The following is a 22,680-nucleotide window of genomic DNA, read 5'->3' as shown; positions in this document are numbered from 1 at the left end:
TCGATGAAATGACCGCAGTATTCACCCGACCGGTCGCTATCGCATCTTCCCGACGCCGCGGCCGAGGTTCGATCCTCATCAACACGGCCATCGCGATGAGCCTCATCGTCATCACCCTCGTCGGTGTTGAACTGGGGTACCTCTTCTTCGTGAAGAGAGAAATACAAAAGGCGACCGATCTGGCCGCCCTCGCCGGCGCCCAGATGATCTCCAGCGCGGACGGTTGCACAGATGCGAAAACCGCCGCCAAACTCAGTGCCAACGGAACGGGGACCACCGACACCAAGCGAAATCTTCCGCCAGTGTTCTCTCTGGTCGATGACGACATTGAATGCGGTCGATGGTCTCCCGACAAGGCAACGGTTGATCATTTTGAAGTTGCAACGACCGAGCTGAATGCCGTTCGTGTCACGATCAAGAGGACACCGATTTCTCTTCTGCCATTTTTTGAAGCGGATCGAACGGTTCAAAGCAAGGCAGTCGCAGCCAACGATCCGATCGCCTCGTTCTCGTTGGGAACCGGCCTCGCCAGTTTGAATGAAGGCGTTGCCAATCAGCTCTTGAATGCACTACTCGGCACCGGCAACAAGATCAGTCTCAAGCTGGTGGACTACCAAGGTCTGGCCAAAGCACAGGTTCGGCTGCTTGACCTGATCTCCGCAATCCCAAATGTCGGGACCGTGGACGAGCTTCTCAACACTCCCATCAAGTTGAACGACCTGATGCTGGCCATGGTGCAGGCCCTCGGGAACTCCAATGCGTTGGCGGTGCAGGCACTCAATTCGATCATCTCCGCCAATGTGAAGTCCGTGGAGATCAAGCTGGGTGATCTACTCAAGGTCACCACTCCTTCTCGGGAGGGCGCAGCCAACGCGGCGATCAACGTACTGGATTTGCTGACCACCACGGCTCAGATCGCCAACGGAAAGAATCTCGTCAAGCTCGGTTCAACTGTTGATCTGGGTGCATTGGCCAAGGCCGATGTGCAACTCGTAGTCATTGAGCCACCATCTATCGCCATCGGCCCTGCAGGCAAGGACGCCAACGGCAACTGGCGGACGCAAGCACATTCGGCCGCGGTAAGACTGCTGCTCGATGTCAAGCTGGTGGACACCAATGAAATTCCGGGCCTCTCGTGGTTGGTAAAGGTGACCCTCTTGCGTTTGCCCATCTATCTCGAAGTGGCCCAAGGGCATGGGCGACTGAGTAGTATCAAGTGTGCAAGTACCTTGGCCGACTGCCGTGTTGACATCGAGGCAAAACCAGGACTGGCGAGCATCTGCATTGCGGGCGTTTCCGATGCACTGATGTCAAACACGACTACCCCGATAAATTGCAGCGCAATGCCGCCCGCCATGATCAGTGAGATCAGTGCACTGGGAATTCCAGTCTTGCAGGTCTACGCCAAGGTTCCGGTGCAAGCAGAAACTCCTGATACCAGCTATCAAAAACTCACGTTCAATGGTGTCATCGGAGACACAGACGATGTCCAGACCGTGAATTCCAATGCCGTCGGCTCCGTACTGTCCAACACACTCAGCAACTTCACCGATGGCTCGAAGTGGACCCTCACCACCGTGCTTCTCGGCGCGCTCCCACTTCCACTGGGCGGGATCCTCTCTCCCCTGTTGTCCTTTGTCTTGAGCATCCTGAGCCCGTTGTTCAGTTTGCTCGATGCGATCATCGTTCCCTTGCTCAACCTGCTTGGGGTTCAGCTTGGCTATAGCGATGTCCGGTTCCTCTCTCTCTTGTGCGGCGAATCCAAGCTCGTCTACTAGCACTTCGCCATTGCCTTTCGATACATGAGTGCCTCCAACTTCGACGAACTCGACCTCTTTGTCTGGGAAGGCAAAGCCGACATCCTCGACCGCATTGCGCGGTGCATGGCGAGCTTCGACGTGGAAGTCATCCGGGCCGATGGCCTGCCGCCTCCGCAGCAGGACCGCGGCATCGCGTTGCGTCCTTCCGTCGCGATCATCAGCGTCACTGTCATCGATGGTGGCGGGCTTCCGCATGCGACCGAGCTGCTGCAAGGCATGCCCGTGATCTGGGTCGCTGCGGCTTCGCGCGAGCGCGATTCGCGCACGTATCCGCCCGAGTACCTGCACGTTCTGCCCTACGACTTCACCTGCGCCGAGCTGCGCACGATGGTGGCCAAGCTGGTGCGCCAGCTGCGTGCGCGCGATGTCGCGCCGCAGGCGCCCGACATGCTGGTGGCGCATTCCGATGCGATGAAGGGGCTGCTCGCTGAAGTGGGCGCCTTTGCGGACTGCAACCATCCGGTGCTGGTGCGCGGCGAGACCGGTGTCGGCAAGGAGCGCATCGCACAACAACTTCACATCGGGCACCAGCAGTACGGCAAGGGCGCGTTCGTGGCAGTGAACTGCGGCGCGATTCCTGACGGATTGTTCGAGTCGCTGTTCTTCGGCCACACGAAGGGCTCGTTCACGGGCGCCGTGCACGCACACCGCGGGTACTTCGAGCAGGCCACGGGCGGCACGCTGTTCCTCGACGAGATCGGTGACCTGCCGCGCTACCAGCAGGTCAAGCTGCTGCGCGTGCTTGAAGACAGTGCTGTCACGCGGCTGGGAGCCACCTCGCCGATCCGCGTCGACTTCCGGCTCGTGGCGGCGACGAACCGCAACCTGCGCGAGATGGTGGCGAGTGGCGAGTTCCGGGCCGACCTGTTCTACCGGCTCGCGGTCATCGAGCTGCATGTGCCCAGCCTCGAAGAGCGCGGCGAGATCGACAAGATCGCGATCTTCAAGGCGCTGCTGACGAACGTGCTGGGTGACGAGCTCGAAGCCTTGGGCGAAACGCCGCACTGGCTCAGCGATGCGGTGGCCGAAACCTACTTCCCGGGCAATGTGCGGCAGCTGCGCAACCTTGCGGAGCGCGTGGGCGTGATCGCGCGGCAGTTGCACAGCTGGGACCAGAACCTCATCCAGCGCGCGATCGCGCTCACGCGTGGCACGCCGGCACCGGCGACGCTCGCTACCGATCGCAACGGCACAGGGGTCGCGCTCGACGCGAACGGCGACCGCAAGGGCTGGAACAGCAGCGAGCGCAATCGCATCATCGCGGCGTTGGAGATCAACGACTGGAAGCGTCAGGACACCGCGCAGCACCTGGGCATCAGCCGCAAAGTGCTGTGGGAAAAGATGCGCAAGTACCAGATCCTCGACGGCGAGCCTGGCATCCCAGAAGAGACGTAACTAGCTCGCCCCCAGGCTGCGCGGCACTTCGTGTCCGCTTCTCCTTCCCTCTACCGGGGGCAACACCTGAGGCCCGGCAAAGCCGGTTCCTCGGTGTTTCACGAACGGGCTTCGCGTTGCTCGCCTCGGGGCAAGCTCAAGGAATCGAGAGACGCGTCGTCCTGCGCAGCGGCGGGTTCGCGAACGATGCACCCGGCGAGCGGTCGACCACGGGTTCGGTGGCACACGTTGTGTTGCTCGAGATGCACAGCGCGCCCAGCAGGCCGTCTTCGGTCAAAACGTTGCGGCTCGGGGGGCCGAAGATGCGGTCGATCCAGCCGTTGCTGCCGATGGGGTCGATGCGCAGTTCGCCGGTGGTGCGCGCCAGGCGCAGCTCCGAAATGCGCAGGTCGAACACGCCGTCGATGTAGTCGAACAGCAGCGTGTAGTAGTCCAGCTGCGCGTCGAGCACCTTGGGCAGGGTCTCGCGGCCGAACTCCATGAGGCGGCGGCGGCCGCGGAAGGCCTGGCCTGACGTGCTGACGGCTTCCATCAACTGGCGCTCGCGTTCGCGGCCGGCCACGGTGCGGGACCACGACGACGCGGTGAGCTCCATCAGGTTGAGCTTCACGCCCTCCATCTTGGCTTCCTGGTTCGCGACTTCGGCCAGGGCGCCCTTGAGCTTGAGCTGGCGGTCGAAGCCGTTGCCGAAGTTCCAGTTCAATTCGAACGCGGCGCGCGTCGGGTCTTGCGGCGACACGCCGCGCGGGTCCTTGCTCTTCACGACAACGGCGTCGAGCGTGGGGTACAGGCTGGCCTCCGTCTGGTCGACCAGCGCGCGCGCACGCGCGACGCGGCCCTGGGCTTCGGCCAGTTCGGTGCTGCGCGCTTCGGCGCGGCGCAGCGCTTCTTCCTGCGAGCCGATGCGCCAGTGCGACGGCGCGGCGAGCACGGGCAGCGACTCGGGGTTGGGCGAGAACTTGAAGTAGTTGCGGAACTTGGCCAACGCCTCGTCGCGCTGGGCCTCGAAGTCGGACTCGCGCGCGGCCACGAGGGCGCGTCGCGAGGCGGCCATGTTGAGGTCGTTGTCGCCGCTCACGCCGAGCGCCACGCGGCGCGCCTCGGCCTTCGACAGTTCGGCCACGACCTCGGTGGCGCGGTGCGCGATCTGCTTTTTCAGATCGAAGCGCTGCACCTGCAGGTAGGCGGTGAGTGCGTCCAGCACGACCTTCTGCGAGGTGGTGACGACGGCTTCGTCATCGGCCTGGTTGGCCAGTTCGGCGGCGCGCTGCGCGGCGCTCATGGCACCGCCGTCGATCAGGCTCACGCGCGCCTCGGCGGTGAGCACGGTGTAGCTCTGGCTCTGCGCATCCTTGGCGCCGCTGTTGTAGGTGCCCGACGACGTGCCGACCTTGAAGCGCGGGTAGCGCGCCATGCGGGCCGCATCCACGCCGAAGCTGCTGGTGCTGGCGGTGGCCTGTGCGGTCAGCACCTCGGGGTATTCCTGCGACAGCGCGATGAGCGCCTGCTTCACGCGCTGCGCAGAACTCGCGGCGCCCAGAGAAGGCGAAGACAGGCGGCGCGAGAACGCGAGCGCGGCAGGTGGCTCGTCCTGTTCAGCGGATGTCTGTTGGGCATGCGCGGTGGGCGGCAGCGCCATGCTGACGCACAAGGTCGCGCAGAGCACGCCCGGGGCGATGCGCACGCGCCGGCCCGGCAACACGGGCTTGCTCATGGTTCGCGGAAGGCTTCGCGCCGCAGTTTGAGCACAGGCCGCAGGATGTACCAGATGAACGGATCGGTCCCCACGCGCAGGTCGACTTCAGACTCCATGCCGGCGGTGATGCGGTTTTCCTTTCGCCCCACGTGCGACTGCGACATGCTGATGAGCAGCCGGTAGTACGGCGTGCCGTTGGCAATGGCGGCATCGCGGTCGGCGTCGGCCGCCACGAGCTTGACCTTGCCGTCGACGGCGCCGTAGCGCAGGTAGTCGTAGGCGGTGATCTTCACGCGCGCCTCCTGCCCCACTTCGACAAAGCCGCGGTCGTTCGGGTTGAGGCGTGCCTCGACCATGATCTCGTCCTCGTCGGGCACCACTTCCAGGATGGATTCGCCGGGCTTCACGACCCAGCCAGGGCTGCCGCTGCGCAGGCCCTTCACGATGCCGTCGGCCGGCGCCTTCACCACCGTGCGCGAGCGTTGGGTGCGGGCGCGTGCAAGGTCTTCGCTCAGGCTGGCGAACTGGCGTTCGACGGTGGCGAGTTCGTCCGAGGCGCGGCGGCGAAAGCGGCCCTCGGCTTCGGCCATCTTGGCCTGTGCTTCGGTGATGGCGGCCTGCGCCGAGATCACGCCCTGGCGCGCCACGGCGAGTTCGCTGCGCACGCCTTCGGCCTGGCGGCGCTTCTCGAGCACCTCGACCTGGCCGACGAGTTTTTCGCTGAGCAGTTGTTCGGAGATCTCCTGCTCTTTCTGCATCAGCTCCAGCCGGTCGCCCAGGCCCTTGACCTTGGCCTGCTGTTCGAGCTGCTTGCTGCGTGCCTGCTCCAGGTTCGACACGGCGCCGGCCATGACGCCGCGCTGTTCGAGCGCGCGCGCCTGGTAGGCACCGACCTCGCCTTCGAGCACGGCCTCGTCGATGTCGGCATCGAACGAATCGCGCTTGAGCGGCTGGCCGCGGCTCTCGGCGATGAGCCGCACGCGGGTGGCCTGCGTGGCGGCGTTGCGCGCGGTGAGCTCTTCGAAGTTCAGGCCGCTGCCGCCCAGGTCGATCTCGACGAGCGACTGGCCCTGCTTGACCTTGTCGCCTTCTTTCACGAGCACGTTGCTGACGATGCCGCCTTCCAAGTGCTGGATCGACTTCACGCGGTCGGAGGGGATCACGCGGCCCGGCGCGACGACGACGGTTTCCATCGGAAAGCCGAGTCCGACCACCGCCAGCACCGCGACCGCGCCGCCGATGATCCACTGGCGCCGCCGGCCTTGCGGCGTGGTCTGCGCCGCCTGTTTCTCGCTCTCGCCCTGAAGCACCTGCGGCAAGTCTGGTTTCAAAATCCCGTACCCCTGTCTCTGTCTGTCAGTCGGTCAATCAATCGATCACGCAAGCAAGTCGCTCAGGCCATCGAGCGCGAAGCGGTGGAGACACCGGCATTGCTGCTGCCGTCCTCGCTGTCGCCCAGCGCCACCAGCGGCTTCTTCACGCCGAAGAGCTTGGGCACCATGATGGCAGCGGAGCCGATCTCCACGTTGCCCTGGCCGGTGACGTGATAGACGGTGGTGGCCGCCGACACGATGCGCAGCGAGTGCGTGACCACGACCACGGTGCGCACCTTGGCCACCGCGAGCATGGTCGCGAGCAGGTTGCGCTCGCTTTGAAAGTCGAGGTCGTTGCTGGGCTCGTCGAGCACCAGCACCGAGGGCTTGCGCAGGAAACTCATGGCCAGCGCGAGCTTGCGCCGCTCGCCCACGGAGAAGCCGGTACCGCCCTCGCCCACCACGGTGCGATAGCCGTCGGGCAGGCGCGAAATGAAGTCGTGCGCGCCCGAGAGCTTGCAGGCCGCGACGATCTGCTCGTCGCTCTGGCCCGGCGCACCGCGGCGCATGGTATCGACCAGCGGGCCGCCGAACCAGTAGACCTCTTGCGAGAGGTAGCTGATCCAGCGCGACAGCTCTTCGCGGCCGAACTGCGAGAGGTCGTACTCGCCGATGCTCACCACGCCGTGCGTGGGCGTGTACAGGCCCGACAGCAGCTTCACGAGCGTCGACTTGCCTGCGCCGTTGCGCCCGACGATCACATGCAGGCCGCCGGGACCGATGTCCAGGTCGACGTTTTCCAGCACGGGCTGCGGTGCGTCTTCGGTGAAGCTGAAGCTCACGTCCTTGAGCGTGACGCGGCCCAGCGGCTGCGGCAGCGCCATGCCGGTGGGCGCCTTCTCGACCGGCTCGCCGAGCACGGTCTCCAGGCGCTTGGCGGCTTCCTTGGCGGTGGCCAGCGAGCGCCAGTTCGACACCAGCCCGGCCACCGGCTGCAGCGCCTTCAGCGCGAGCATGTTGGAGGCGACGAGGCCGCCCACCGTCATCCACTGCTGCATGACGGAGATGGCGCCGACAGTGACGACGATCACCGAGAACACGGTGAGCAGCACGGTGGTGCCGTCGCGTGCGGTTTCGATCTGGCCGTTCTTGCCGAAGCTCTCGCTGAGCCAGGCGTTGTAGGTCTGCTGCCAGACCTCGATGGTCGGGCCGTCGTTCGACTGCGCCTTGAGCGTCTCGCGCGCATGGCAGATCTCGGAGGTGATGCGGTCCAGGCCGCGCCCGCGCAGCACTTCTTCCACGCGGCCGGCGCGCACTTCGTCGGCCCACCACCAGGCCAGGAACGACATGATGGCCAGGAAGGCCACCACCACCGGCAGCACCGGCAGCGCGACGATGCCGATCACCACGAGCGCGAAGATCGCCATCGGCAGATCGAAGATCGACTGCGCGAGCCCGCCGGTGACGGTGCCGCGCACGGCGCCCACGTCGCGAAAGTACAGCTGCCAGGACGAGGCCGGTCGCGCCTCGAGCGCGCGCAGCGGGCGACCGAGCATGGAGTGCAGCAGCGCGCTCGACACGCCGTGGTCGACGGTCGCGCCCGCGTTGCGCAGCAGGCGCGAACGCCGCGTGCGCAGCCAGAACTCGATGCACAGGAAAAAGAGGATGCCGCACACCAGCGCCGCGAGCGTGGAGACGCCGCTGCGCGAGAGCACGCGGTCATACACCTGGAGCAGGAAGATGGAAGGCAGCAGGCCGAACAGGCTGACGGGCAGCGACAGCCACGCCGCGCTCTTGACGAGGGGGTAGGCCGCACGAAACGCATCGCTCAGCGCACCGGCATACGGACTGGCGCCGGGCGTTTCCGGCCTGTCGGCAACCAGCTGGCTGGGCAAGAGGAACTTGATCATGAAGAAAGACCGATCCGTCGGGCAACGACGCCAGCGCCATTATCAACTGTTACCCGTCTGTTACAAGGCAAAAATTCGCCTCTGATGCCTCTCAGCATCGGTGTGCGCGAACCTGCGCCGGACCGGTCGATTCCACGCCGCGCGTTCCTTGTGGCGCGGCGTTTTCCCTGAGCGTGCAATTCATCGTTTTATGCGTGTAACTGTGGGTCGCGGTGCGGCCGGATGTGCCCGGCAGGCCTTCGGCAAAGACGAGCGCGATGTTGGCGCACAGCAGCATGAGCAGCACCCAGGCGCACAGCAGCTGCAACCAGCCCAGCCACCAGCGCCGTGGCGGTGCCTCGCGTTCGGATTCATAGGGAATGTGGACCAGTGCGTTCCATCTCATGGCAGTGCTTTCAGAACCCGGGCGAGCCGGGAAAGACCGACACCGGCGGAGCTTTTGGCCAGCACCCAGTCACCTGGTTGCAGCAGCCCGCCGAGTGCGGTGGAGAGGTCGGACACATCGACAAACCAATGGGAGCGGACCTTGGTACGGATGCGCGTGTGAAGCGCCCGCATCAAGGGTCCGCACAGGAGCACGCGGTCAGGTTGCGACGCCAGCAACTCGGCCTCCAGATCGAGGTGATGGCGTTGCGCCGCGGGCCCCAGCTCCTGCATGTCGCCCAGAATGGCCACCCGGCGCGCAGGCTCGCAGGGGGCTTGTGACAGCAACTCCAGCGCCGCCCGCATCGAACTCGGGTTGGCGTCGTAGGTTTCATCGATCAGCTTGAAGCTCCCGCCGCCGATGTGAATGGTGTGCAGCGCACCGCGTCCGCCCGGCGGCTCGAAGTGCGCAAAGGGTTCGACGGCCGCGGCCAGCGGCAGGCGCAGCGCCTGCAGTGCGGCCAGCGCGGCGACGGCGCTGGCGCCCATGTGGCGGCCCGGCGCATTCAGGCGCAGCTGAAAGAGCTCGCCCGCCACCTCGGCCTGCACCTCGCCGTGGTCGAAGGCGAGCAGGCGCACGTCGGCGTCCTTGTGCTCGCCGTAGGTCACGATCTGCAGCTGGTGCGCCATCGCCGCTTCGGCGAAGGTGGCGAACTCGGGCATGTCGCGGTTGAGCACCACGCGGTCGCCCGCGGCCATGGCCTGGAACATGCGGCAGTCGAGCCGCGCGGCGGCCTCCGACGGGCCGCGGTGCTTCTGCGATGCGGCCGAAATGCCCGTCACCACGATGAGCGACGGCCGCATGAGCTGCGCCGATGCGGGCATGTGCGAGGTGCCCATCTCGAGCACCCAGTAGGCGGCATGGCGCGGCATGCAGGTGAGGTTCCACGCAATGCCCGACGGCAGGCTGATGCTGCCTTCGGGCTGCGCCACCTCGCCCCACACGGTGAGTGCGCCGGCCAGCATGGCGGCCACGGTGCTGCTGCCCGCGCCACTGCCGAGCACGCCGCACACGCGGCCGGTGAATTCGGTGCGCGCATGGTCGCCCAGCTCGAGCACGGCCTGCAGCACGTTGGCCACCTTCAGCACGGGCACGCGCTTGTCCAGGTGCGGTTTGGGGTCGGTGCACAACACGGCCGCGGCCGGCTGCAGCACGCCCTTGAGCGTGACGGCGGCCAGCGGCGTCTTCGAGGGCCGGGCCTGGTGTTCGAACACGACGCGGCCCTTGCGCATGAAGGTGCGCTGGGTCACGCCGGTGGCGCGCCAGCCGTCTTCGGGCTTGACGACCCACTCGCCGCCGGTCACGCGGGCCATCTCGCTGGCCGTCCAGACCGCGCCGTCATCGCGCACGCCACCACCACCACCGCCCCCAGGGCCGGCGCCGCCGGGCTGGCTGCGCCGGTCCAGCAGGTAGCGGTGGTAGGCCGCGAAGCCCGTCACGTACTGCTCGACGTCGTCGATGCGCACGCGGAACGAGTGGTGCCGCACGAAGAAGGCGCCGACGACCGTGGACGGCCGGCGGAAGTACATCGCCATCTCGGGCCAGAAGAAACCGTTGAGCAGGTAGTGCGCGCGGTAGTCGAGCGCGCGGTAGAACTTCTCGGTGTCCAGCTCGTCGAGCAGGTGCCGCATGGCGGGCATGCTTTCGAGCCGCTGCAGCATCTGCTGCGCCGCCAGCATGAGGCTGAGCAGCGTGGGAAAGGTGGTCTTGCGGTCGAGCACGAAGTCCAGGTAGCCCGCCACGTTCTGCAGCCCGAAGCGGAAGTAGCGCTCCTGCGGGCTCCACTGCGTGAGCTCGTTCACGCAGCCGCTGAGCCAGTGGTCGTGCGACTGCCAGTGCTGGCTCGCAATGAAATGGTCGAAGGCTTTCTCGACCGCGGCCAGCCAGCGCGGATCGCGCGTGAGGCCGTACAGGCGCATGAGGCCGAAGGCCGCCTCGCCGTCGTAGAAGATGACGCGCGAGGCCTGCTTGAGCGTGAGGTCGGCCGCGTGCAGCACGTGGTCGAAGCGCCCGCTGGCGGGGTCTTGCAGCGCCACGATGCCCAGCGCGAGCTTCTCGAGCAGCGGCAGCCAGTGGCGCGTTTCCATCAGCTCGCAGTAGCGCACGAACATGCGCACGCACGCCGCGTTGCCGCCCAGCTTGATCTCGCCGCCGGTGTCGACCAGGTACGCGACCTCGCGGCCGTCGGGCAGCGTGTAGTCGCGGATCAGCGCGTCGCTGAGGTGGTCGATGGCGCGGTCGATGGCCGCGCGCAGCGTGTCGTCGCGCGTGAGCTCCCAGGCCTCGAGCATGGCGTGCACGGTGCCCGCGTGGCGCATCGCGTCGTAGGTCGGAATGCGGCGGTCGAAGCACGGAAAGTAGCCGTACACGAACAGGCCGTCGCTCTGCATCTGGCGCGCCAGGTACGAGGAGCCGCTGCGCACCAGCTCGAGCACCGACTGCGGGTTGAGCGCCGGCAGCTGCCGGCGGCCCGCGTCGAGCCCCGTGCCCACGAGCTTGTGCACCACGCCGTCGGGCTGGCAGAACACGCCGACCGTGGCCAGCAGGTACACCGTGCGTTCCGACGACTCTTCCAGCGGCAGCGTGCGCTCGAAGCGGGCCTGCGCATAGACGTCGAAGTTGCGCGCGTTCACCACCGAATGCGCGATGGTCGAATCGCCGCACAGCATGGCGTTGGCGTTGAGTTCCTGCTCGGTGAAGGCGAAGCCGAAGTCCTGGTCGAAGGCCAGGCCGAGCCGGAAGTAGTTGCGCTTGACCGCGGTGAGCTGGGTCTTGAACTGTGTCCAGTCCATCGGGCTGGCGCCCTCGACCCAGTCGATGCGCAGCCAAGGCGAGACGATGCCGCGCTCGCGCACCCATCGCTCGACCAGGTCGGCGCCTTCGCGCCAGGCGGTCTCGAAGTCGTCGGCGCGCGCATGCACCACGTGTGCACGCTGCGCGCCGTCGCTCACCGAGAAGAAGAGCGTGAAGGCCGGGTACGGGGCAGGCAACGCCGCGCACACGGACACCAGGCGCTCGTGGCAGGCGTGGAGCTGGTCTGAGAAGGACATCATTCGGCCCCGGTCGAATGCGGGCGAAGGCCGGTCGCGTCCGTCATCTGCTCTCGCTTGAATGACGTGATCGCGGACCGGAAGCCGCCCGTGAAATCATCGCGTGCTCCCGATTCAGCGGTAGCTGAACTCGGCGCGACGATTGAGCTGATGGCCCTCCTCGGTGGTGGCAAGCGATGCGGGCTTTTCAAGGCCCCAGCTGATGGCTTCGATGCGTTCGCCCGGCACGCCCATTTGCGTGAGCATGCGTTGCACGGCCTCGGCGCGGCGCTGGCCGAGCGCGAGGTTGTACTCGCGGCCGCCGCGCAGGTCGGTGTGGCCTTCGATCACGACCCGGCTCGCCGGCCGGTTGCGCATGTAGCCCGCGTGCGCCTCGACGATGTTGCGGTCGCCGGCCCTGACGTCGTATTTGTCGAAGTCGAAGTAGACGATCTTGGCCGGCGTGTTCGGCGGCGGCGGTGGCGGCGCCGGCTCCACCTTGGGCACTTCGCGCACGCTCTTGTTGGAGTAGTAGTAGGTCGCGTCGTCGCGACCGCCCTTGGGAGGCACGCCGCAGGCCACGAGGCTTGCGCCCATGGCCACGAGGGCCAGTATCCGGAAATTCTTGTTCATGACGGTCCTTTCGCGGGACAGGCCGGTGCCGGCCTGTCCCTTTCTGCTTGCTATCGAGGTTTCCCTTCCTCCTTCTTCGTGTCCCTTGGATCAGCCCAGCAGGCCGTGCAGGATGTTGGTCACGGGTGCCAGGGCACCACCGGCCGGGCTGCTGTGATCGACCAGGCTGGTGATCGGGGTGAGCACGTTGTCGAGCACCGGGGCCACCGTGTGTTCGACCGTGTCCAGCACACCGGTCACGACCGCGGCCACCGGGGCTGCCGGCGTGCCGGCGAGGATGTCGGTCACCGGGGCTGCGGCATGGGTCACCGTGTCGACCACCGTCGAGACCAGCGAGCCGGCAGAACCTGCCGAGCCCGTTGCACCCGTCGCACCCGTTACGCCGTCGAGGATGCTGGTGACCGGCTCCAGGATGCCCGCGACCGGTTCGGCGCCACCCGTCAGGCCGCCGAGCAGGCCGCCCACGAGGCCGTCCGCACCGAGCAGGCTGCCGACCAGGCCACCTTCGCTGCCGCCGAGGACGCCGCCCAGGAGGCCGCCGTCACCGCCGAGGACGCCGCCCAGGAGGCCGCCGTCACCGCCAAGGACGCCACCGAGCAGGCCGCCAGCGTCGCCGCCGGTCACACCACCGAGGACACCACCCAGCAGGCCGTCGTCACCCAGGACGCCACCGAGCAGGCCGCCAGCATCGCCGCCGGTCACACCACCGAGGACACCACCCAGCAGGCCGTCGTCACCCAGGATGCCGCCGAGCAGGCCGCCAGCATCGCCGCCGGTCACACCGCCGAGGACACCGCCCAGCAGGCCGTCGTCGCCGAGGATGCCGCCGAGCAGGCCGCCAGCATCGCCGCCGGTCACGCCGCCGAGGACACCGCCCAGCAGGCCGTCGTCGCCCAGGATGCCACCGAGCAGGCCGCCAGCATCGCCGCCGGTCACGCCGCCGAGGACACCGCCCAGGAGGCCGTCGTCGCCGAGGATGCCGCCGAGCAAGCCGCCGTCACCGCCGAGAACGCCACCCAGCAGACCGCCGTCGCCGCCGAGAACACCACCCAGCAGACCGTCGTCACCCAGGATGCCGCCGAGCAGGCCACCGTCACCGCCGAGGACGCCGCCCAGGAGGCCGTCGTCACCCAGCACACCGCCGAGCAGACCACCGTCACCGCCGAGGACGCCGCCCAGGAGGCCGTCGTCACCCAGCACGCCACCGAGCAGGCCGCCGTCGCCGCCGAGCAAACCGCCCAGCAGACCGTCGTCGCCCAACACACCGCCGAGCAGGCCACCGTCGCCGCCGAGGACACCGCCCAGCAGGCCGTCGTCACCCAGCACGCCACCGAGCAGGCCACCGTCGCCGCCGAGAACGCCGCCCAGGAGGCCGCCTTCACCCAGCAGACCGCCTTCACCGCCGAGCAAGCCGCCCAGCAGGCCGTCGTCACCCAGCACGCCGCCGAGCAGACCACCGTCGCCGCCGAGGACGCCACCCAGGAGGCCGCCTTCACCCAGCACACCGCCGAGCAGACCGCCGTCGCCGCCGAGGACGCCGCCCAGGAGGCCGCCTTCACCCAGCACACCGCCGAGCAGACCGCCGTCGCCGCCGAGGACGCCACCCAGGAGGCCGCCTTCACCCAGCACGCCGCCGAGCAGACCGCCTTCACCGCCGAGGACGCCGCCCAACAGGCCGCCGTCGCCGCCAAGGACGCCACCCAGCAGGCCATCGCCACCGATCAGGTTGGCCACGCCGTCGGTCACGAAGTCGACCTGCGTGTCGACCGCGTTCAGCAGGCCGTTCGTCGCGCCGGCGCCGAGCAGCTGGTCGACCACCGGGCTGACCAGGCCGCCCACGCCGTCCGTCACGTCGTCAACGAGGCTGTCGGCCGGGTCGAGCACGTTCGGGTCGTTCGGCGTGAAGCTGGAACCGAGCACCGGGGCCAGCAGGCCGTCGACCGTGTCGGTCAGGCTGTCGGTCAGTTGCGAGACCGGGGCCAGCACGTCGCCCAGGCCGAGGTCGCCGAGCACGCCGTTGTTCAGGCCGTTGACCAGGCCGGCCACCACGCTGTCGGCCGGGTCGAGCAGGGCCGCGCCGGTGCCGGGGGTGCCGCCACCGCCGATGCCGCCGAGCACGCCGCCCAGCAGACCGCCGATGAGGCCTTCTTCGCCGAGCAGGCCGCCCACGGGGCCGTCATTGCCCAGGAGACCACCGACGATGCCGTCCGGTCCAAGCAGGCCGCCGGCGCCGTCGCCGCCGAGCAGGCCACCCAGCGGGCCGTTGTCGCCCAGCAGGCCGCCGAGCAGGCCGTCGTCACCGAGCAGGCCACCGATGGGGCCGGTGCCGCCGAGCAGACCGCCGACCAGGCCGTTGTCGCCCAGCACGCCGCCCAGCACGCCGTCCTCGCCGAGCAGGCCGCCGATGGGGCCGGCATCGCCGAGCAGGCCACCGAGCAGGCCGTCGTCACCCAGCAGGCCGCCCACCGGGCCGTCGCTGCCGAGCACGCCACCCAGCAGGCCGTCGTCGCTCAGCAGGCCGCCGACCAGGCCGTCGTTGCCGAGCAGGCCGCCGAGGGGGCCGCCTTCGCCGATGACACCACCGAGCAGGCCGCCCAGCAGGCCGTCGTCGCCGCCGAGCAGACCGCCCAGCGGGCTGTCGGCGAGCAGGCCGGACAGTGCGCCGTCCTGGCCGAGCAGGTTGTCGATGAGACCGCCATGGCCGAGCAGTTCGCCGGTGAGGCCTTCCGAACCGGCCAGGCCGGCCAGCACGCCGTCGCCGCCGAGCAGGCCGCCCACGAGGCCGTCGTCACCCAGCAGGCCACCGAGTGCGCTGTCGTCGCCGAGCAGGCCGCCCAGCAGGCCATCCGCGCCGAGCAGGCCGCCGGTGAGGTTGCCGAGGGCGCCGTCGCCGAGCAGGCCGCCGACCAGGCCGTCGTCGCCGAGCACGGTGTCCAGCAGGCCGCCGACGGCGCTGCCTTCACCGATGAGGCCGCCCACGAGGCCGTCGGGTGCCAGCAGGCCGCCGACCAGGCCGTCTTCGGCCAGCAGGCCTTGCACGAGGCTGCCTTCGCCGATCACGTTCTGCAGCAGGCCGCCGAGTGCGCCGTCGTCGCCCAGCAGTTGGTCGGTCACGCCGCCCAGGCCGAGGGCGTCGGTCAGGCCGCTGACGATGCCGTTGTCACCGATGAGGTTCTCGAGCCCGTTGTTGAGCGCGTCGGTCACGTAGTCGACCTGGTGGAGCAGGCCGCCGGTGATGGCACCGGCCGCGCCGGCACCCAGCAGCGGATCGAGGATCGGGCTGAGCGTGCCGCCCAGCGGATTCGTGATGCTGCCCACGAGATCGTCCACCGGGTCGAGCTGGTTCGGGTTGTTGGCCTGGAACTCTTCGCCGAGCAGCGGCGCCAGCACGTCGTCGACGACGTCGGTCAGGTTGTCCACCACATCGGTCACCGGGGTCAGCGCGCCGCCGAGGCCGAGCGCGTCGTCCACGCCGTCGAGCACGCCACCCACGATGCCGTCGGCGGGGTCGAGCAGGTGGTCGGCGTCTGCGTCGGAATCCGAGTCGGAGTCACTGTCGGAATCGGAGTCGGAATCCGAATCGCTGTCGGAGTCGCTGTCGGAGTCGCTGTCCGAGTCGGAGTCTGAATCGGAGTCGCTGTCCGAATCGGAGTCACTGTCGGAGTCGGAGTCGGAGTCGGAGTCGGAGTCGCTGTCCGAGTCCGAGTCACTGTCGGAGTCCGAATCAGAGTCCGAATCGCTGTCGGAGTCGGAGTCACTGTCCGAGTCCGAGTCGCTGTCCGAATCGGAGTCAGAGTCCGAATCCGAGTCGCTGTCGGAGTCCGAATCCGAATCGCTGTCCGAATCGGCATCCGAATCCGAGTCGCTGTCCGAGTCCGAGTCCGAATCGGAGTCAGAGTCGCTGTCCGAATCCGAGTCCGAATCGGAGTCAGAGTCGCTGTCCGAATCCGAGTCCGAATCAGCGTCCGCATCGGAGTCACCGCCCGGGCCGCCCACGAACAGCGGGAACCCGGTGGTGCCACCGTCGCCGCCGCCACCGCTGAGCGCGGCGCCCAGCGCCACGGCGCCCAGGGCGCCCAGCGCGAATTCACCGAGGCCGATGCCGCTGCCGGCCGCGGTCTTCTTGGTCACGGCCAGAGCAGCCGCATCGGCGTCGCTGTCCGGCGGGGTCACTTGCAGGTCGCCCGAGGCGACGTCCACATTCACTTGTTCGAGGCCACCGGGCAGCTTGGTCGAGCCGATGGTTGCATCGGTGCCGCCGGTGAAGACGCCGGCCAGCGGCGCCTTGTTGGAGGCCGATCCAGGGAACAGCACGTTGGCCTGGCCGCCGTCCGGCACGATCACGCGGTCGCCGGCCATCAGGGTCTGATTGCCGTCCACCGGAATGCGGACACCCTCGCGCATCACTGCAACGCCGGGCGTAGCATTGGACAATGTGCCCACGCTGGAAGACGCCACGGCCGCAGGCGCGGCGGAGGCGCCGGCGCTCATGCCCGGCGTGCCTAGCGGCGTGACGGTGGCTTGGGCAAGAAGCACGGGCGCAGCGCCATTGGCGGAGAGCCCTTCGGTCGAAACGGTCGATGCTTGTGGAGCGGTCATGGCAGCCTCTGTGACAAAAGATGCATCTACAGGGGCAACTTGCGTGCCGCTTTTCTGCCGCTGTGCCAATGCCGCGCCATCCGCGATTCAAGTGATTGATTTACATGGGTATTTTTCTGAAAACCGCCGCGCGCACCGACACCCGAAACAGGCCGTAAGGAGGTCATTTCGCGATTCGTTACGTTACGGTGTAACCCTTCGTACCCGGAACGCCGGACGTGTCCCGCGCACTTTCAACAGCCCCGGCGCTGCCCGTTTTTCTCTTCTCTTCTTCTCTCTTCTATATATGTTCAATCCCTCCCAGGAAGACGTGCGCCGCTTCTTCTGCGACGTGTACGCCAAGCACCGGCAGGGCCTGCCGATGGAGCCGCTGGAGACCATCGCGGCCGGCTGGATCGACGAGCACCCCGAGTACCACGAGGACCTGATCGACGCCGACGCGGCCGTGGCGCGGGTCTATGACGGATCGAACGGCCGCGAGAACCCGTTCCTGCATCTGTCGATGCACCTGTCGATCAGCGAGCAGTGCTCCATCGACCAGCCGCGCGGCATCCGCCAGGCCGTCGAGCTGCTGGCCGCGCGCCGCGGCTCGCTGCTGCATGCGCACCACGAGGCGATGGATTGCCTGGGCCAGATGATGTGGGAGAGCCAGCGCGCGGGACGCCCACCGGACGGCGATGGCTATGTGGCGTGCGTGCAGCGCCGCGCCACGAAGGACTGACGAACCGTCAGCCGGTCGCGCGCAGGGTTGTTCCTTTGCGCGCCGGCAACGCGCCCTGCGCCTTCGCAGCCTCGCGCAGCAGCCCCGCCATCGCGGCGCGCAACGGCGAGGGTTCGGCCTCGCTGCGCTGCAGGAGGCCGACCGGCTCCTCGGTGCCGGTGGTGTCGATCGGCAGGCGCACCAGGCGGCCGTCGGCCAGCTCGCTGCGGGCAGCACCCAGCGGCGTGATCCACACCGCGTCCGACACCGCCACCAGCGCGCGCGCCACCGCCACGTCGAGCGTCTGCAGGGCATTGCGCGGCAGCGCCAGGCCACGTGCCGACAAAAAGCTCTCGGTGTTGTGGCGCGGGATCGTGCCCTCGCCGTACACGACCAACGGATAGTCGAGCACTGCCTGCACCGGCGCTGCCTTGAGTGCAAGCGGATGGCCGGCGCGCACGGCGAACACCAGCGGCTCGGTGTGCAGCAGCTCGAAGCTCAGGCCGCCCATGAGGCGCGGATCGCTCATGCGGCCCACCACGAGGTCGAGCTCGCCGGCGCGCAGCTCGTCGAGCAGCACCGCGTTGGCCGCGCTCTTCACCAGGATCTGCACCGCCGGCCAGCCCTCGCGCAGCCGCGCCAGCGCCACCGGCAGCAGCGCGGGCGCCACGCTGGGCAAGGCGCCGATGCGCAGGCGTTCGATGCGCCCGCCCGCCGCCGGCGCCACGGCCTGGGCGCTGGCGTCCATCGCTTCGAGCACGCGCAGGGCGTGGGCCAGCAGCTGTTCACCGGCCGGCGTGAGGCCCTGCACGCCACGGCGGCCGGCCTGGCTGCGTTCCACCAGCCGGGTGCCGACCACGGCCTCGAGCTCCGACAGCGTCTTGGACACCGCCGGCTGGCTCAGCGCCAGCCGCTCGGCCGCGCGCGCGAGGTGGCGCTCCTGCGCGACCGCGACGAAGGCGCGCAGGTGCCGCAGCTGCACGTTGCGCACGAAATCCTGGCGAAGCTCGGTGGGAGACTTTTTCAATGCCTTCTGGTTATTGAAACTGGAACAATCTTCAATTTACATCATTGATCGCGACTTCTACAGTGCGGGCTTCGGATTCGTCCCACGACAGGAGACAACGTACATGACCAAGACCAGCGGCGTTCAGCCCACCCTCACCCCGCGCGACTGGGACGCCCATCCCAGCTACATCTATCCCGGCTACAAGTCGACCGGCAAGCGCGGCCCGCAGAAGCCGCTCATTCCGCTGAAGGCCTCGCTCGGCGAGCTGCAGCAGCCGGTGTACGGCCACGACAGCATCGGCGAGTTCGACCACGACCTCACGCGCAACGCGCGCGTCAACGGCGAGCCGCTGGGCGAACGCATGATCCTCACGGGCCAGGTGCTCGACGAGCGCCGCCGCCCGGTGGCCAACACGCTGGTCGAGCTGTGGCAGGCCAACGCCTCGGGCCGCTACGTGCACAAGGTCGACCAGCACGACGCCCCGCTGGACCCCAACTTCCTGGGCGCGGGCCGCTGCCTGACCGACAGCGAAGGCCGCTACCGCTTCCTCACCATCAAGCCCGGCGCCTACCCCTGGGGCAACCACCCCAACGCCTGGCGCCCGCAGCACATCCACCTGTCGCTGTTCGGCCAGAGCTTTGCCAGCCGCCTCGTGACGCAGATGTACTTCCCCGGCGACCCGCTGCTGCAGTACGACCCGATGGTCACCGGCACGCCCGAGCGCTACCGCAACCGCCTCATTGCCGACTTCAGCCTCGACATCACCGAGGAAGGCTATGCCCTGGGCTACCAGTTCGACATGGTGCTGCGCGGCGCCGATGAAACGCCGTTCGAGAACCGCTGAAAGGAATTCCCCATGCCATTGATGACCGCACAGGAAGCCGACTTCGGCCAGACGCCCTCGCAGACCGTGGGTCCCTACTTCGCCTACGGCCTCACCGCCACGCAGTACGGCTACAACTTCAACCAGCCCTTCGACGCCGTGCTGGCGCTGGACACCGCCAGCGGGCAGCGCATCCGCCTCGAAGGCCGCGTGATCGACGGCGACGGCAACCCGATCAACGACGCGCTGGTCGAGATCAGCCAGCCCGACGGCGAAGGCCGCTACCCACAGACGCCCGACGAGGCGCGCGCCCTGGGCTTTCGCGCCTTCGGCCGTGTCGGCACGGGCACCGACGCGCAGAACCGCTTCGTGTTCCACACCGTCAAGCCCGGCGCCGAAACGCCCGGCGAAGCCCCGCACATCAACGTGATCGTGCTGATGCGCGGCCTGCTGCTGCATGCCTTCACGCGCGTGTACTTCAGCGACGAGGCCGAAGCCAACGCGAAGGACGCCGTGCTGCAGAGCGTGCCGGCCGAGCGCCGTCACACGCTGATCGCCGAGCGCGTGGAACAAGGCGGTGCGGTGACGTACCGCTTCGACATCCGCATGCAGGGCGCCGACGAGACGGCCTTCTTCGACGTCTGACCCCCGGGAAAGTCCGGACGAAAAAAAGCCCGCTGATGCGGGCTTTTTCTTTGGGGCAACGGGTCAGTGCCCGTCTGGCTCCCTCTTTTTACTGAGGCGCGTGATGCAGGCGCGACTCCGGCACGATCTTCAGTTCGCCAGGCAGCGAGCTGATGTAGGTGGCCAGGGTCTTCAGTTCGGCATTGGTGAACTTCTTGGGTTCGACCTGTGCGGCCATCACGGCGTTCGAACGGCCCAGGTGGGGGTTGTTCTTCACGCGGTACGACTTCAGTGCCACGAACAGGTAGTCGGCGTGCTGGCCGGCCAGCTTGGGCACGGTGCCGTCGTTCGGCGTGTTGAAGTTGGCGCCGTGGCACTTGGTGCAGCTGTTGTCCTTGTCGCGCGCGATGAGCGCCTGGACGTTCTCGGACGCGGCCTTGGCCGGTGTGGCCGCAGGCGCATCGCCTTCCTTCACGCCCAGCTGGCTGTAGTAGGCCGCGAGGTCGGCGATGTCCTGTTCGGTGAGGCTGTCGGCGATGGCGCGCATCGTCGGGTGCTTGCGGTCACCGCCCTTGTACGCGGTGAGCGCGGACGAGATGTACGTGGCGCTCTGGCCCGCGATCATCGGGACCTTGTGGATCTCGGGGAAGCTCGCCTGGTAGCCGATGATGCCGTGGCAGCCCACGCACATCTGGACCTTCTTGGCGCCGTCCTGGGCCTTGCCAGTGACTTGCTGGGCTTGTGCCGAGAGCGTCACGCAAGCGACAGCAAGGGCAAACATCGTGGTCAACAACTTGTTCATTTTGCGCGCACAATCTCGTGGAGATACAGTTTTTCGAATCAACATTCGATTATATGCAAGGGTCCCACGGGAACCTCGCGCGAGCTGCACAAGAGGCTGCGCAATGCAGTTCGAGTGTGTTCTTTTCTCCACCCTGCCTCCGCTCCACTCATGAAATTCAAGGGCTCAGACAACTACGTCGCCACTCAGGACCTGATGCTGGCGGTCAATGCGGCCATCACACTCCAGCGCCCCCTGCTCGTCAAGGGCGAGCCCGGCACCGGCAAGACCATGCTGGCCGAGGAAGTGGCGCAAGCGCTCGACATGCCGCTGCTGCAGTGGCACATCAAGTCGACCACCAAGGCGCAACAGGGCCTGTATGAATACGACGCCGTGAGCCGCCTGCGCGACTCGCAGCTCGCCGATGTGGACGGCGGCCAGCGCGTCAAGGACATCCAGAACTACATCATCAAGGGCGTGCTGTGGCAGGCCTTCACGGCCGACCAGCCGGTCGCGCTGCTGATCGACGAGATCGACAAGGCCGACATCGAATTCCCGAACGACCTGCTGCGCGAAATCGACCGCATGGAGTTCTACTGCTACGAGACGCGCGAACTCATTCGTGCCAAGCACCGTCCGCTGGTGTTCATCACCTCGAACAACGAGAAGGAACTGCCCGACGCCTTCCTGCGCCGCTGCTTCTTCCACTACATCAAGTTCCCCGATGCCGAGACGATGAAGCACATCGTCGCCGTGCACTTCCCGAACCTGAAGCAGGAGCTGCTCACGTCGGCGATGAAGACCTTCTACGACGTGCGCAACCTGCCCGGCCTGAAGAAGAAGCCCTCGACCTCCGAGCTGCTCGACTGGCTCAAGCTGCTGGTGGCCGAAGACATCCCGCTCGAAGCCCTGCAGAGCAAGGACGACAAGGTCGCCGTGCCGCCGCTGGTGGGCGCGCTGCTCAAGAACGAGCAGGACGTGACCCTGTTCGAGAAGCTCGTCTTCATGCAACGCAACAACCGCTAGGCCATGAGCCGGCAACCGCATTCCACCAGACAGCTGATGAAGCTGGGCATCGCCCAGGCGGTGCTGTTCGTGGTGGGCGCGCTGATCGGGCGCGGGATCGGGCTCTTGCTCGGGCTCGACGCCTTCGGCACCGACAGCAAGTACGGCACGCGCGAGATCGTCGGCATTGCGCTGATCGGCCTGGGTGGCGGCGCCGGTGCACAGGCCGCGCGTGCTTGGTACGTGCACAAGTACGGCGACCCGCGCGCCTGAGCCCCAGATCCACCGAGACCTGCACGGAGACACGGAGAGTTTGCACATGGCGTTCGTCGAACCCGTCACGCTGAAGGCCCGCGGCCTCGCGCTGGTGCCGCTGGCACTCACCCACGAAGACGGCCTGCGTGCCGCGGCCGCCGACGGCGAGCTGTGGAAGCTGCGCGTCACCTCCGTGCCCGAGCCGCAGGACACGCGCGCCTACATCGAGACCGCCCTGAAGACGGCCGACCGCTTCGCCTTTGCCGTCACCGACGAGGCCAGCGGCACCGTGCTGGGCAGCACCAGCTTTCACGACATCCTGCCGGGCGTGAAGCGCGTCGAGATCGGCTACACCTGGTACGCCGAGCGCTGCCAGCGCACCCACGTCAACACCACCTGCAAGCTGCTGATGCTCACGCACGCCTTCGACACGCTCGGCTGCAACGTGGTGGGCTGGCGCACCGACAACTTCAACTTCGCCTCGCAGCGCGCCATCGAGCGCCTGGGCGCGAAGAAAGACGGCGTGATCCGCGGCCACGTGATGCGCCGCGACGGCACCATCCGCGACACCGTCATGTACAGCCTGCGCGCGGGCGAATGGTCCGAGGTGAAGGCCCAGCTGCAGTACCTGCTCGACAAGCCGCGCGGCTGAACGAAACACAAG

Annotated in this window: 17 protein-coding genes; 8 read left to right on the top strand and 9 right to left on the bottom strand. The window is 67.6% G+C overall.

Features of this window, described 5'->3' with window-relative positions:
- The first annotated feature begins 8 nt into the window (after positions 1–8).
- Together AC3WQM_RS16570 and AC3WQM_RS16565 are read left to right on the top strand one after the other, a co-directional pair.
- Entirely contained in the window at positions 9–1,778 is a 1,770-nt protein-coding gene (locus tag AC3WQM_RS16570; RefSeq protein ID WP_492680192.1) for a TadG family pilus assembly protein, read from the top strand.
- Between the two features lie 24 nt (positions 1,779–1,802).
- Positions 1,803–3,215, top strand: a complete 1,413-nt coding sequence (locus AC3WQM_RS16565; RefSeq protein ID WP_492680190.1) for a sigma 54-interacting transcriptional regulator — start codon at positions 1,803–1,805, stop codon at positions 3,213–3,215.
- A gap of 136 nt (positions 3,216–3,351) precedes the next feature.
- Here AC3WQM_RS16565 and AC3WQM_RS16560 read toward each other — a convergent pair whose 3' ends face one another.
- The 7 genes from AC3WQM_RS16560 to AC3WQM_RS16530 all read right to left on the bottom strand — a co-directional run bounded on the left by AC3WQM_RS16560 (position 3,352) and on the right by AC3WQM_RS16530 (position 16,819).
- Positions 3,352–4,929, bottom strand: coding sequence for a TolC family protein (locus tag AC3WQM_RS16560; RefSeq protein ID WP_492680188.1), 1,578 nt, complete (start codon positions 4,927–4,929; stop codon positions 3,352–3,354).
- The gene (locus tag AC3WQM_RS16555) at positions 4,926–6,221 is read right to left on the bottom strand and encodes an HlyD family type I secretion periplasmic adaptor subunit (RefSeq protein ID WP_489061759.1); all 1,296 of its coding nucleotides are present in this window, start codon (positions 6,219–6,221) and stop codon (positions 4,926–4,928) included. The genes AC3WQM_RS16560 and AC3WQM_RS16555 overlap by 4 nt, the downstream gene beginning before the upstream one ends.
- Positions 6,222–6,304: 83 nt before the next feature.
- Complete coding sequence (locus AC3WQM_RS16550; protein ID WP_492680186.1) at positions 6,305–8,134, bottom strand: peptidase domain-containing ABC transporter; 1,830 nt, start codon at positions 8,132–8,134, stop codon at positions 6,305–6,307.
- Between the two features lie 91 nt (positions 8,135–8,225).
- The gene (locus AC3WQM_RS16545; RefSeq protein WP_489061614.1) at positions 8,226–8,519 is read right to left on the bottom strand and encodes a hypothetical protein; all 294 of its coding nucleotides are present in this window, start codon (positions 8,517–8,519) and stop codon (positions 8,226–8,228) included.
- The gene (locus AC3WQM_RS16540) at positions 8,516–11,611 is read right to left on the bottom strand and encodes a glutamate ligase domain-containing protein (protein WP_492680184.1); all 3,096 of its coding nucleotides are present in this window, start codon (positions 11,609–11,611) and stop codon (positions 8,516–8,518) included. The genes AC3WQM_RS16545 and AC3WQM_RS16540 overlap by 4 nt, the downstream gene beginning before the upstream one ends.
- 111 nt (positions 11,612–11,722) lie before the next feature.
- Positions 11,723–12,220 (bottom strand): OmpA family protein, encoded by a 498-nt coding sequence (locus tag AC3WQM_RS16535; RefSeq protein ID WP_492680182.1) that lies wholly within the window; start codon positions 12,218–12,220, stop codon positions 11,723–11,725.
- Positions 12,221–12,310: 90 nt separating this feature from the next.
- Positions 12,311–16,819, bottom strand: coding sequence for a hypothetical protein (locus AC3WQM_RS16530; protein ID WP_492680180.1), 4,509 nt, complete (start codon positions 16,817–16,819; stop codon positions 12,311–12,313).
- 286 nt (positions 16,820–17,105) lie between these two features.
- On the opposite strand from AC3WQM_RS16530, the gene AC3WQM_RS16525 reads away from it, so the two are divergent.
- Positions 17,106–17,540 carry a DUF1841 family protein gene (locus AC3WQM_RS16525; RefSeq protein WP_062482964.1) on the top strand — a complete coding sequence of 145 codons (435 nt, stop codon included), beginning with the start codon at positions 17,106–17,108 and terminating at the stop codon, positions 17,538–17,540.
- Positions 17,541–17,547: 7 nt separating this feature from the next.
- Here AC3WQM_RS16525 and AC3WQM_RS16520 read toward each other — a convergent pair whose 3' ends face one another.
- Positions 17,548–18,546, bottom strand: coding sequence for a LysR substrate-binding domain-containing protein (locus AC3WQM_RS16520; RefSeq protein WP_492680178.1), 999 nt, complete (start codon positions 18,544–18,546; stop codon positions 17,548–17,550).
- 103 nt (positions 18,547–18,649) lie between these two features.
- On the opposite strand from AC3WQM_RS16520, the gene pcaH reads away from it, so the two are divergent.
- Positions 18,650–19,372, top strand: coding sequence for a protocatechuate 3,4-dioxygenase subunit beta (gene pcaH, locus AC3WQM_RS16515; RefSeq protein WP_062482599.1), 723 nt, complete (start codon positions 18,650–18,652; stop codon positions 19,370–19,372).
- A gap of 12 nt (positions 19,373–19,384) precedes the next feature.
- Positions 19,385–19,996: a protocatechuate 3,4-dioxygenase subunit alpha gene (pcaG, locus tag AC3WQM_RS16510; protein ID WP_095948067.1), complete on the top strand. Its 612-nt coding sequence runs from the start codon at positions 19,385–19,387 to the stop codon at positions 19,994–19,996.
- An 88-nt stretch (positions 19,997–20,084) separates the two neighbouring features.
- On the opposite strand, the gene AC3WQM_RS16505 is transcribed toward pcaG, so the two are convergent.
- Positions 20,085–20,777, bottom strand: coding sequence for a c-type cytochrome (locus tag AC3WQM_RS16505; RefSeq protein ID WP_489061626.1), 693 nt, complete (start codon positions 20,775–20,777; stop codon positions 20,085–20,087).
- A gap of 150 nt (positions 20,778–20,927) precedes the next feature.
- Between AC3WQM_RS16505 and AC3WQM_RS16500 the strand changes: the two genes are divergently transcribed.
- The 3 genes from AC3WQM_RS16500 to AC3WQM_RS16490 are packed head-to-tail and all read left to right on the top strand — an operon-like array spanning position 20,928 to position 22,668.
- Positions 20,928–21,782: an AAA family ATPase gene (locus AC3WQM_RS16500; protein WP_056577821.1), complete on the top strand. Its 855-nt coding sequence runs from the start codon at positions 20,928–20,930 to the stop codon at positions 21,780–21,782.
- A 36-nt stretch (positions 21,783–21,818) separates the two neighbouring features.
- Positions 21,819–22,034: a hypothetical protein gene (locus AC3WQM_RS16495; protein WP_492680176.1), complete on the top strand. Its 216-nt coding sequence runs from the start codon at positions 21,819–21,821 to the stop codon at positions 22,032–22,034.
- A gap of 46 nt (positions 22,035–22,080) precedes the next feature.
- On the top strand, positions 22,081–22,668 hold the full coding sequence (locus tag AC3WQM_RS16490) for a GNAT family N-acetyltransferase (protein ID WP_492680174.1): 588 nt from the start codon (positions 22,081–22,083) through the stop codon (positions 22,666–22,668).
- The last annotated feature ends 12 nt before the right edge of the window (positions 22,669–22,680 follow it).

Source organism: Variovorax sp. FW301-JW7 (genome assembly GCF_058788795.1).
This window is presented reverse-complemented; position numbering and strand designations above follow the sequence as displayed.

Excerpts from the sequence above, each read along its gene's own strand:
- AC3WQM_RS16525 (WP_062482964.1), top strand. The coding sequence starts at position 17,106 with ATGTTCAATCCCTCCCAGGAAGACGTGCGCCGCTTCTTCTGCGACGTG.
- pcaH (WP_062482599.1), top strand. The coding sequence starts at position 18,650 with ATGACCAAGACCAGCGGCGTTCAGCCCACCCTCACCCCGCGCGACTGG.
- AC3WQM_RS16560 (WP_492680188.1), bottom strand. The coding sequence starts at position 4,929 with ATGAGCAAGCCCGTGTTGCCGGGCCGGCGCGTGCGCATCGCCCCGGGC.
- AC3WQM_RS16495 (WP_492680176.1), top strand. The coding sequence starts at position 21,819 with ATGAAGCTGGGCATCGCCCAGGCGGTGCTGTTCGTGGTGGGCGCGCTG.
- AC3WQM_RS16535 (WP_492680182.1), bottom strand. The coding sequence starts at position 12,220 with ATGAACAAGAATTTCCGGATACTGGCCCTCGTGGCCATGGGCGCAAGC.
- AC3WQM_RS16570 (WP_492680192.1), top strand. The coding sequence starts at position 9 with ATGACCGCAGTATTCACCCGACCGGTCGCTATCGCATCTTCCCGACGC.
- AC3WQM_RS16545 (WP_489061614.1), bottom strand. The coding sequence starts at position 8,519 with ATGAGATGGAACGCACTGGTCCACATTCCCTATGAATCCGAACGCGAG.
- pcaG (WP_095948067.1), top strand. The coding sequence starts at position 19,385 with ATGCCATTGATGACCGCACAGGAAGCCGACTTCGGCCAGACGCCCTCG.
- AC3WQM_RS16540 (WP_492680184.1), bottom strand. The coding sequence starts at position 11,611 with ATGATGTCCTTCTCAGACCAGCTCCACGCCTGCCACGAGCGCCTGGTG.
- AC3WQM_RS16505 (WP_489061626.1), bottom strand. The coding sequence starts at position 20,777 with ATGAACAAGTTGTTGACCACGATGTTTGCCCTTGCTGTCGCTTGCGTG.
- AC3WQM_RS16530 (WP_492680180.1), bottom strand. The coding sequence starts at position 16,819 with ATGACCGCTCCACAAGCATCGACCGTTTCGACCGAAGGGCTCTCCGCC.
- AC3WQM_RS16500 (WP_056577821.1), top strand. The coding sequence starts at position 20,928 with ATGAAATTCAAGGGCTCAGACAACTACGTCGCCACTCAGGACCTGATG.
- AC3WQM_RS16490 (WP_492680174.1), top strand. The coding sequence starts at position 22,081 with ATGGCGTTCGTCGAACCCGTCACGCTGAAGGCCCGCGGCCTCGCGCTG.
- AC3WQM_RS16565 (WP_492680190.1), top strand. The coding sequence starts at position 1,803 with ATGAGTGCCTCCAACTTCGACGAACTCGACCTCTTTGTCTGGGAAGGC.
- AC3WQM_RS16550 (WP_492680186.1), bottom strand. The coding sequence starts at position 8,134 with ATGATCAAGTTCCTCTTGCCCAGCCAGCTGGTTGCCGACAGGCCGGAA.